We start from the raw sequence: 10,003 nt of genomic DNA on the forward strand, positions 1-10,003 counted from the left end.
CGAAAATACACGATCTCTTTCCGGGAGGGGGTGCCATCACAGCCCGGCAAAAAGGTTTCAGTCGTATGTCCCGACCTGCGGGTCGGCGATCCCGAGGGAGCGGTCGACCTCGACAAGCAGGTGCCGGAGAATTCTTTTGACCTCCTCGGCGTCTTCCCTGTCCATCGTACCGGGCTGGTGCCAGATGACGCGCTTTCTCAACTGCTCGACAAGGGCGTCCATCTGCGTTCCGGCAAACTGCGCGGGCACGATCAGTTCGTCGAGGTGGTCGGCCGCCCCGTAGAAGGCCTGCTCGGGGGGGAGGGAGAAGTGCCGGGCGAGGGCCACCAGGGGGATCACAAAGCCCCTGCCGAATTTGCTCTCCATGAATGGGGAATGGCCCTCCTTCCAGAAAAAAGTATCACCCGGGGACCCGCACTCCCCCCGGATTCTGCGCCCTCACCTTCAGAACAGCCAGGTAAGGGTCGAGGTAGCGATGATGAGGGCGAACGTCCCGGCAAGAAACACCCATTCGACCACCTTCAACGGTTTTTTCGTGATGAGGAGGCGGGAGTCCTTCCCATAGCCGCGGCAGAGCATGCTCGTGTAGGTCCGTTCCCCCTGCTCGAAGGACCTGATAAAGATCGTCCCGACCTCGTAGGCGAGCATCTTCAGGCGGTAGCGGTGGGGCAGGGAGCGGTCGAGGGCGTCGAAACACCGCGTCTGGAGGGCCGCGTTGACCCGCACGTACATCCTCCCGAAGAGGAAGAGATAGCGGATCATCATCCCCAGAATGAGGGTGAACTCGGACGGGAGTCCGAGGCGCCCGGCGCCTTCGAGCATACCCTGCATCGTCGTCGTGGACGAGAGCAGGATGATGAAGGAGATGCAGACCAGGAACTTTGCCGCGAGGATGGAGGCGAACTCCACGGACTCGGCATAGATCGCGATCCCGAGGGGGAGGGTGACGAGGGGGTGGAACTCGGCGTAGTGCGGGTTGGTGAAGAAGATCTGGAAGACGATGAGGAAGAAACCGAAGGGCAGGATGAGGAGGAGGCGCTTGAGGTATTCTTTTGGGGAGATCCTGGAGAGTGCCCAGAGGCCCGCAAAGAATGCCAGGAAGACGGCACAGGGAAGGTAGACCCCGGTCGTGTACGGGAATGCGACGGTGGCGATGATGAAGGCGAAGACGATGAGGATCTTCACCCGTGCGTCGCACCGGTGGACGGGGCTTGTCCCCTGCGCCACCTGCTCGATCGCGAAGAGTTCCTCTATCATTGCCTCCCCCGGTACGCGGAGAGGAACGCCGCCTCGACCTCGGCATAGGTGTAGCCCTCGTCGAGAGAGACGCCGGCCTCGCGCAGGGACCGCATCAGCCTCTGGAGCACCGGGATATCGAGGCGGGTCCGCGTCAGGAGGTCGGTCTGGGAGAAGATCTCCGGCACCGTCCCCTTCTCCACGACGGTGCCGCGGTCCATCACATAGACATAGTCGGCCAGTTCTGGCACCAGGTCGAGGTGGTGGGTGGAGAAGATCACCGTCATACCGAAACGCTCGGGCAGGGTGTTGATAAAGGAGATGAGGTCGGCGACACCCTGCGGGTCGAGCCCGGCCGTCGGTTCGTCGAGGACGAGCACCTGGGGCTCCATGGCCAGGATGCCGGCGATGGCAACACGCTTCTTCTCCCCGCCGGAGAGCTGGTGGGGCGGGCGGTCGCGCATCTCTTCGAGACCGAGGAGGCGGATTGCGCTCTCCACCCGGTGGTGGATCGTCTCCTCGTCGAGACCCAGATTTGTCGGCCCGAAGGCGATGTCCTGCTCGACCGTCGGCGCGAAGACCTGGTCGTCAGGGTTCTGGAAGACGATGCCGACCATCTTGCGCACCTCCCTCTGGTTCGCCTTTGTGATAGGCTCACCGTGGATGAGCACCTCGCCCGACGTCGGCTTCAGGATGCCGTTGAGGTGCTTGAAGAGGGTGCTCTTTCCCGCGCCGTTCGCCCCGATCACCGCTATCCGTGCTTTCCTGCCGGCGATGAAGTTCACGCTGCTCAGGGCCGGGGGCCGGTTCGGGTAGGCGAAGGTGAGGTTTCGGGTCTCGATAATGTGCATCAGTATCCTGTTTGGTAAAAAAAAGATATAGAGTCAGTGTTTTGAGGCAGTGACTGCCTTGCCGGCACCGAGGACGACGAGGAGGGCAAGGAAGGTGCCGACGACAACGGCGATGACCTCACCCATCTTGCCGGCATCCTCGCCCATCGTGTAGTCGGGCATGGGTGCCTCGTACTCGAAACCGACGTCCTTGCCAACGGCTTCGGGGTCGGCGTCTTCGGGTGTCGGGCCGGTGAGACTCTTCTCGCCCAGGACGACAAGGGCCGTGCTCTCCAGGCCGTCGGGATCGCCCGCGGCAAAGAAGACGGCGGTGACGCCGATCAGGATGGCGACAACGATACCGAGGGCGACGAACTGCTTCGTCTCCATCATGCCGCCACCCCCTCGACTGTCTTCATGAGGTCAGGCCGCGCCGAGGCGATGAGGTAGATCGCACCGGCAGTGATGACGGCCTCGATGATACCGATGGCCGCATGGTAGGTGCCCATCGCGATCATGCCCTCGACGAGAGGGAAGGTACCCGCGAGGAACATCTCGACTGACGCTGCAAGTGCCGGGATGAGGCAGGCGAACCAGGCGGCGACGCCTGCGGAGAGATAGGTGTTCCCTGCAATGCTCATCACTCCTTTGTAGGTGTAGAACCCGACAAACCCGCCGATGACGCCCATGTTGATGATGTTGGCGCCCATCGTCGTGAGTCCGCCGTCCCCGAAGACGACACCCTGGACAAGGAGCACGAGGGTGAGGATGAAGACCGCGGCATAGGGAGAACCGAGGAGGATTGCCGCAAGGGCCCCGCCGACAAGGTGACCTGTTGTTCCCATGCCGACCGGGAGGTTGAATGCCTGGATGGCGAAGATTCCGGCGGCAAGGACGGCGATGAGGGGTACCTTCTCGTCGTCAAGTTCGTTTCGTGCCCACCGCAGGGCAAGGCCGATGAATATCAGAGCAATGACCCAGTAAATGGCGCTCTGCCAGAGGGGAATAAAGACGTCTGGAATGTGCATGGTGACCATACTTCAGTAGCACGTTCCAGAATATAAGTATTATCTATTCGCGCCGATTGCAAGTTCTTTCAAAAAAGCGCATACTGAAGGCCCGACTATTGTGCCAAGCGACATAATGATGGATGGTTTCGTGAGAAGATGGCGGGCAAGAATGCCGGGGCGGTCCATATCACCGTAGCGCACGATCAGGTCGATGATCGCGGGGTCGGCCATCTTTGCGATGAGAGCGTCTGTCTGCGCTGCGGAGATTTCCTGCCTCAGCCGGGATAGGCGCATGCCGAGGGCGAGTTCGCGGCCGAAATCGGCCTGCCACTTCTGCTCGTACCCGGCGAGGGCGGCATCGGAATAGTCGTCTTTCTCACAGCAGGAGAGGGCGACACTGGCCGCGTGCCGCGCCGCCCGCACGCCGGTATAGATGCCGCCGCCGGAGGTCGGCTTTGCAAGCCCCGCGGCGTCGCCGACAAAGAGGGTCCGGTGGCCGTACGTCCGCGGCATCGGGCCGAGGGGGATCGTGCCGGTCACAAGGTGGGTGCAACTCGTCATGTACGGCCCGGCGAACTTCTGAAAGTCCTCCTTCACATTGCGCATGCCGCAGAGGCCGACCCGTGCCCGGCCCTCGCCTGTCGGGATCACCCAGCCGAAGAATTGCGGGGCGGCGGCGGGGTGGACTTCCACGAAGCGGGTATCCATGTCGAGGGGGACGTCGGCCTGGATGCCGGATAGATAGACCGGCGACCGCGCCATGCCGAGCATGCGCGCCATCCCGCCCCGCGGCCCGTCCGCAGCGATATACAGCCGCGCTTCGACGTCCCTTCTCCCGAAGGCCCCGCGGGTCATAAGACGTCCTTCTTCTCTCCCGACAACGGTGGTCTTCGGCCAGAACTCGGCCCCGGCGTCTGCCGCGGCCGCTGCCATCTCGGCGTCGAGGCGCGCGCGGTCGACGACCGAGGCCTTCGTCACCCCGGCATCGAATTTGAGTTCTGCCCCGGTGCTGGCGACGATCCTGGCGCCCTGGACCCGGTTCAAGACGGACCTTTCAGAGACCCGGCACTCTTCGAGGGCCTTGATCGAGAGGAGGCCGGCGCACTGGACGGGAAAGCCCGGCGCGGCGTGCTCCTCGATGCAGAGGACAGACAGCCCCGCCTCCGCGCAGGCGCGCGCCGCCGCACTCCCTGTCGGCCCGGCCCCGACCACCGCAACGTCAAACATGCAGAGATAATCTGCCCCCCTCTCTACTTGAACGTCACCGTGGGGATGGGAGGTCATGATGGCTTTCTCATACTCACTTCGTTCGCATCTCGAATCCTTCGACCTTCTCGTTGCCCCCGGTGGAGAGTATTGGGAAGGCGGGTTTCGTGGGGGTAGGGGGAAGCATCGGTTTGATTCTGGGGTTTTCTTCAGAACCGGGCAGATCGCCCGCCCGACCCATCTTCCAGAATATCACCAGAGGTCTGGGGATATGGTCATGGCTTATTGCTCCGCCGCGCCAACAGGATCAGGATGTCTGAAGTGCCCGTATTCAAGTGGAAGCAGTGCCTGGTCATCAGAGCCGATGTCAAGATGAGTTGCGGCAAGAAGTGCGTGCAGATGGCCCATGCCGCCATCGGCGCCTACGAGCACGCGGGAAAAGAGGCGAAGAAGGCGTGGTACTCAGAGGGGCAGAAGAAGGTGGCGCTGAAGGTCCCGGGCGAGCGGGACCTGCACACCCTGAAAATGGCGGCCGAAGCCGCCGGCATCCCCTGTTCCCTCATACAGGACGCGGGGCTCACCGAGATCCCGCCCGGTACCGTCACCGCCCTCGGCCTCGGCCCGGCAAAGAGCGAGGAACTCGACCGCATCACCGGCGGGCTGCAACTCCTATGATGCGCACGCCCTATCCCGTGGAGGAAGCCCTCGGGATATCCTGGTACGCCACGGAGACGCTGGGCATCGGCGGCGTCCTGCGGAAGGAACCCGAGGACTTTAGAGTCGAGGAGATGCCCCTCGGCGGGCCGTCAGGGGAAGGGCCGTACCTCCTCTGCAGACTCACGAAGCGGAACTGGGAACACCAGCACGCCATGAAGTCCATCGCGGCGGCCCTCGGCATCTCGCACAGGCGGATCGCCTGGGCCGGCACCAAGGACAAGAACGCCCTCACCACCCAGTACATCACCATCTATGGCGGCGAGGCGGAGGCCGTGAAGGAACTCCATATCAAGGACATGGAGATCGAGCCCCTCGGCATGACCCAGCACGCCCTCTCCCTTGGCGCCCTTGGAGGGAACAGGTTTGCGATCACGATCCGGGACTGCACCGCCCCTGACCTTGCCGGCACGGTTGCGTCCTCTGTCTCTGCGGCGGCGGCAGGGTTTCCAAACTACTTCGGCCTCCAGCGTTTCGGCGTCGTGAGACCTGTCACCCACCTTGTCGGCCGGGAGATCCTGCGGGGCGACTACGATGCCGCGGTCGACACCTATGTCGGCCTCGCCTGTCCGGACGAGACGCCCGAGGTGCAGGAGACGCGGCGAGCCTATATCGAGACCCGCGACGCGAAGGCGGCGATCGCTGCTTTCCCCGCCCACCTCGGCTTTGAGCGTTCGGTGCTCTCGTACCTGGCCGCTCACCCCGGCGACTCGGGCGGGGCTCTCCAGAACCTCCCGCCAAAACTCCTCTCCATGTTCGTCTCGGCCTACCAGTCATGGCTCTTCAACCGCGTCCTCTCCCTCCGCTGCGCCGACGGCACCGGGCTCGACGAACCCCTGCCCGGCGAGCGTCTCGTCTTCACAAACGGCAGGGAGGACATCGTGACCGAAGCGAACCGTCGAATAGTCTCCGTCCATATCGGCCGCGGCAGATGCGCCGTGGCTCTCTTCCTCCCTGGTGCCACGTCATTCCGCACCGAGGGAAGGAACGACGAGAGGATGGCGGTGCTCCTTGCCGAGGACGGGATCACCGCAGAGCATTTCGAGCGTGCCGGTGCATTCGTGCACCTCCACTATGCCGGAACCCTCCGGCCCATCAACGTGAAAACAGAGATTGCGACAGAGGTGACGGGGCAGGACGTCGCCCTTGCCTTCACCCTCCCGCCCGGCCACTATGCGACGACGATCTGCCGGGAGTTTATGAAGGCAGATCCCCTGGCGATGATCTGACGGCCGCGAGGGTGCGGGCCCCCTCGATGGCGTCAAAGAGGTTGCCCACCTCGTCGGCAAGGCCGATGCCGATCGCCTCCTCGCCCCGTATCAGGCGGGCGGATTCGATCCGGGAGCGGTCCACCGGCCGCTGCGCCGTCACGTCGGCGATGAAGTCGTCGGCGCTCTCGTTCACGAGTTGTCTCGCATAGGACTGCTCTTCTGCGGTCAGGGGGCGGTACGGAGAGGTCATGTCCTTCTGCTCTCCCGACTTCACCACCTCGACCTTCCTCCCCTCTGTTTCCATCCACTCGCTCTCGTCGGGGAAGAGCCAGATCACCCCGATGCTCCCGGTCATCGTATCCGGCGAAAGGTAGATCCTGTCGGTGTGCGCCGAGATCATATAGGCAGCCGAGGCGGCGACGTCTCCCATCGATGTCACGACCGGTTTTTTCGCCCGTGCATACTCCAGGTCGCGCACGATCTCCTGCGCCGCCGCCGGACTGCCGCCCGGGCTGTTGACGCGCAATACGATCGCACTGACAAAGGGGTCGTCGGCCGCAGTGCGGACCTCCCGCCCGACATACTCGCTCCCTGCATACCCGCCACCCGAAAAGTCGCCGGCAAGGATCGTCCCCTCGACGCGGATGACGGCGACGTCGCCCTCACCGATCGGTGACATGAGCAGCACAGCGACAGCGACGGCCGCGATGATGAAGACGACGACGGCAACAATGCTGAGATTCTTTTTCAGCCTCCGGCGCCTCTGTGCGCGTTCGATATCGGCAAGGAGGCTGTTCATCACCACTCAGTCCCCGTAATTGACGGCGTATTCGGTCACCAGATTACTCCCGCAGAGGTAGTGGCGCAGGAGTCTGAGCCGGATCATCTCGTCCTCCGACTCGATGTGCATCCCGCCGACAAGGGAGGGAGTGTCCTCGCCGCCCACGATGAAGGGGAGGTGGATGAGCCTGATCTCATCGACCAGGCCATGCCTGAGCATGTGCCAGTTGAGGGTCGGCCCGCCCTCGATCATCATCTTTTTGACGCCGTAGTCTCTCCTGAGGACCGCCATCAGTTCAGGGAGGTCGATGTGCGTCTTCCCGCAGACGACGACGTCGACACCCTTCTCCCGGAGGGCGTCGACCTTCTCAGCGGGGGCCTGTTCGGAGACGGCGATCACCGTCCGGGCGTCGCGGTTGAGCACGTTGGCGGTGAGGGGGATGTCGGCCATGCTCGATGGGATGACCCGGATCGGGCTCTTTCCCGGCGCCAGTCTGACGGTCAGGAAGGAGTTATCGATGGCGATGGTGTGCGACCCGACCATGATGGCATCACACTCTGCGCGGGTCTTGTGGAGGAGGATCTCGGTCTCATGGGCCATGTGTTTCATGAGAATCTTGCTGGAAGCGCCTCTTTTGAGCGTCAGCTTCCCGTCGACCGTGATCTCCGACATCATCAGCACGTGGGGCCGTAGTGATGGAGCAGACATAATCTCAGTTTAATATCACCCCGGGGTTTAAAAGAGGGTATGGTCAGGTATCCCGGCGAAGCAATGCTTATCCTCATGGCAGTTCCACTATCCTGTCATGAATATAACGGCGCTGAGGCCGCGTCTCATATCAAAACTCGAGCCGATCGCTGATTTTTTTGTCAGGGCCGGCATCAGTCCCAATCAGATCTCGTATCTCTCTCTTCTTGCCGGGATCTGCTGTGCGGTCGCCTTTGCCGAGCGCCTGTTTCTTCTAGGCGCCCTCCTCCTCCTTGTCTCGGCCATCCTTGACCTGGTGGACGGCACCGTGGCGCGGAAGAAGCACTGCCAGACGAAGTTCGGGGCGGTCATCGACTGGGTCTTTGACAAATATGTCGACGCCCTTGCTCTCCTCGGCATCGGGCTTTCCGGTGTGGCGGTCGTCTCCGGGTACTTCCCTCTCCCGCCTGCCGCGGACTTCGCCGTCGTCGCCGTCGCCATCTTCGGTTCGATGATGAACACCTTCATCAAGCCGGTGGTCTATGCCGAGGTCGGGTTTACGGAGAGGGTGGACGGGAAGATCCACGACCCCCTTGAGGGCGTCGGTTTCTTCGGCCGTCCCGAGACCCTGATCGCTCTTATCGTCGGCGCTGTTGCGGGTTTCCCCGGGCTTGCAGTGATCCTCATTGCGGTCTGCACGAACCTCTCGGCGATCCAGAGGATCGCCTACCTCTCAAGGTCGCTCCCCTGAGGCCGGGAGATCGCGCCGGTGAGGTCGTCGCGGAAGGCCTGATACAGGCCGTCTGCCATCGCCGCAAGGCCGGGCATGATGATGAAGAGGGCGTACGCGATGACGATCAGGGCCACCAGCGCCCCGAGTTCGCAGAGGACGTTGTGGGCCCAGAAGAAACTCTCGTAGCCGTATTCTCCGTTGCTTGCGATCTCGGGGAGGTACGGGAACCACTGCCCTGTATACGCGAGGATCACGAAGACGTTTCTCCCGATGTTGAGGAGATAGATCGTCGGGACGATGAGAAGGGCGGCGATGGCTTTCTGCCGCAGGTCGGTCGGGACGGCGGCGGCGACGCCGAGCATGATAGCGATGCTCTGGATGCCGGTGCACCCGAGGATGATCTGAACCTTCAGGCCGTTCCTGGCAAACATGTCCCATTCAGGCATGGTATATGCAATGCCAAGAGCGGAGAGGCACCATCCGATCTGGTCGATGACAATCTGGATCAACCAGGGACCGAGGGGCGTGTAGGCGAAGGGGAGGTACAGGAGAACGGCGACGGCCGCGGCGCGGGTGAGGTGGCCGATATGGTCGTCCCCGGCGAGCAGCCTTTTCGCAGTCACGTACAGGAAGGGGAGAGAGAGGAGGGCGAGTGTCGGGTAGAGGAAGTTGTTGATGGAGAGGAAATAGGGAACCTCCGCGAAGAGGTAGAGGGACATTGAGAGCCAGCCGCCGATGCCTGCATACGGCCGGTGGCGTCCGGGTATGAGGAAGAGAACAAATAAGGCGAACGCTGCAAAGAGAAGGTATTCGTCCATCACCCACTATTTGTCCCACTCACCTAATTAAGAGTTCTTAAGGCGGCCGATCTCGCCCTTCAATCTGCGGCAGAACCCCTCTATACCGTGCATGATCCGCCAACCAAGTCTTAATCAGGCATGCCTCCCAATAATATCTGAATGTTATTCTGTCCAAAGTGCAACACCATGATGATCTCGTCCGGGGGGCAGATGAAGTGCCGCAGGTGCGGCTATATCCAGGCCATCGAGAGTGAGGCCGGGATGAAGATCACGACCACCCGCGTGGAGAAAGAGATCACGATCGTGGACGAGGAGGAGAAGGTGAAGACTCTCCCGACGGTTCAGGTCAGGTGCCCGAAGTGTGAGAACAACCTCGCCTTCTGGTGGCTGCGCCAGCTCCGCTCTGCCGATGAGAGCGAGGTGCGTTTCTTCCGTTGCACCGAGTGCGGACACACCTGGCGTGAATACGATTAAATCCTAGAAATACCAACCTATAGAAACAGCGGGAACACACAGATTCCTGTCCCTCATTTTCGGGCGAGGGTTGCCAAGCCAGGTCAAAGGCGCAAGGTTGAGGGCCTTGTCACGTAGGTGTTCGAGGGTTCGAATCCCTTCCCTCGCATTACTTCTGATACATTTCTGATCCGTCCCGGAATATCGTTTTACAGCATCATCCTGCTCTTCGGGCGAGATCTTTCGGATTTGAGATTGTGTAGAAATCCTCATACTGAGGGGATCTCCAGATCCCGGATCGGGACAATTTCCAGCACCTCTCCCTCCCCCTCCCCGGCAGCA

General features: G+C 62.0%; 13 protein-coding genes and 1 tRNA gene. 5 read left to right on the forward strand and 9 right to left on the reverse strand.

Features of this window, described 5'->3' with window-relative positions:
- Positions 1-57 precede the first annotated feature (57 nt).
- The 6 genes from BP869_RS06970 to BP869_RS06995 all read right to left on the reverse strand — a co-directional run bounded on the left by BP869_RS06970 (position 58) and on the right by BP869_RS06995 (position 4,303).
- Positions 58-366, reverse strand: a complete 309-nt coding sequence (locus BP869_RS06970; protein ID WP_342678172.1) for a hypothetical protein — start codon at positions 364-366, stop codon at positions 58-60.
- A gap of 78 nt (positions 367-444) precedes the next feature.
- Positions 445-1,257, reverse strand: a complete 813-nt coding sequence (gene cbiQ, locus BP869_RS06975) for a cobalt ECF transporter T component CbiQ (protein ID WP_342678174.1) — start codon at positions 1,255-1,257, stop codon at positions 445-447.
- Positions 1,254-2,087, reverse strand: coding sequence for an ATP-binding cassette domain-containing protein (locus BP869_RS06980; RefSeq protein WP_342678176.1), 834 nt, complete (start codon positions 2,085-2,087; stop codon positions 1,254-1,256). The genes cbiQ and BP869_RS06980 overlap by 4 nt, the downstream gene beginning before the upstream one ends.
- 33 nt (positions 2,088-2,120) lie before the next feature.
- Complete coding sequence (locus BP869_RS06985) at positions 2,121-2,459, reverse strand: PDGLE domain-containing protein (protein ID WP_342678178.1); 339 nt, start codon at positions 2,457-2,459, stop codon at positions 2,121-2,123.
- On the reverse strand, positions 2,456-3,094 hold the full coding sequence (gene cbiM, locus BP869_RS06990) for a cobalt transporter CbiM (RefSeq protein ID WP_342678180.1): 639 nt from the start codon (positions 3,092-3,094) through the stop codon (positions 2,456-2,458). The genes BP869_RS06985 and cbiM overlap by 4 nt, the downstream gene beginning before the upstream one ends.
- Before the next feature lie 39 nt (positions 3,095-3,133).
- Complete coding sequence (locus BP869_RS06995) at positions 3,134-4,303, reverse strand: NAD(P)/FAD-dependent oxidoreductase (protein WP_342678182.1); 1,170 nt, start codon at positions 4,301-4,303, stop codon at positions 3,134-3,136.
- A 291-nt stretch (positions 4,304-4,594) separates the two neighbouring features.
- On the opposite strand from BP869_RS06995, the gene pth2 reads away from it, so the two are divergent.
- Together pth2 and truD are read left to right on the forward strand one after the other, a co-directional pair.
- Positions 4,595-4,957, forward strand: a complete 363-nt coding sequence (gene pth2 / locus BP869_RS07000) for a peptidyl-tRNA hydrolase Pth2 (protein WP_342678184.1) — start codon at positions 4,595-4,597, stop codon at positions 4,955-4,957.
- Positions 4,954-6,225 (forward strand): tRNA pseudouridine(13) synthase TruD, encoded by a 1,272-nt coding sequence (truD, locus tag BP869_RS07005; RefSeq protein WP_342678186.1) that lies wholly within the window; start codon positions 4,954-4,956, stop codon positions 6,223-6,225. Before pth2 ends, truD begins: the two co-directional genes overlap by 4 nt.
- On the opposite strand, the gene sppA is transcribed toward truD, so the two are convergent.
- Together sppA and BP869_RS07015 are read right to left on the reverse strand one after the other, a co-directional pair.
- A complete protein-coding gene (sppA, locus tag BP869_RS07010; RefSeq protein WP_342679110.1) occupies positions 6,194-7,006 on the reverse strand; it encodes a signal peptide peptidase SppA in 813 nt (270 codons plus the stop codon). The two genes, truD and sppA, sit on opposite strands and share 32 nt — an antisense overlap.
- 6 nt (positions 7,007-7,012) lie before the next feature.
- On the reverse strand, positions 7,013-7,696 hold the full coding sequence (locus tag BP869_RS07015) for a dihydrofolate reductase family protein (protein WP_342678188.1): 684 nt from the start codon (positions 7,694-7,696) through the stop codon (positions 7,013-7,015).
- 97 nt (positions 7,697-7,793) lie between these two features.
- On the opposite strand from BP869_RS07015, the gene BP869_RS07020 reads away from it, so the two are divergent.
- Positions 7,794-8,426, forward strand: a complete 633-nt coding sequence (locus tag BP869_RS07020; protein WP_342678190.1) for a CDP-alcohol phosphatidyltransferase family protein — start codon at positions 7,794-7,796, stop codon at positions 8,424-8,426.
- Here BP869_RS07020 and artA read toward each other — a convergent pair.
- Positions 8,402-9,226 carry an archaeosortase A gene (artA, locus tag BP869_RS07025; RefSeq protein WP_342678192.1) on the reverse strand — a complete coding sequence of 275 codons (825 nt, stop codon included), beginning with the start codon at positions 9,224-9,226 and terminating at the stop codon, positions 8,402-8,404. The two genes, BP869_RS07020 and artA, sit on opposite strands and share 25 nt — an antisense overlap.
- 141 nt (positions 9,227-9,367) lie before the next feature.
- Here artA and BP869_RS07030 point away from each other — a divergent pair, with 141 nt between their 5' ends.
- Positions 9,368-9,682: a transcription factor S gene (locus BP869_RS07030; RefSeq protein WP_342678194.1), complete on the forward strand. Its 315-nt coding sequence runs from the start codon at positions 9,368-9,370 to the stop codon at positions 9,680-9,682.
- Positions 9,683-9,745: 63 nt separating this feature from the next.
- Positions 9,746-9,830: transfer RNA gene (locus BP869_RS07035), tRNA-Leu, on the forward strand.
- Positions 9,831-10,003: the final 173 nt, after the last annotated feature.

This window comes from Methanofollis sp. UBA420 (genome assembly GCF_002498315.1).
Classification (GTDB): Archaea; Halobacteriota; Methanomicrobia; order Methanomicrobiales; family Methanofollaceae; genus Methanofollis.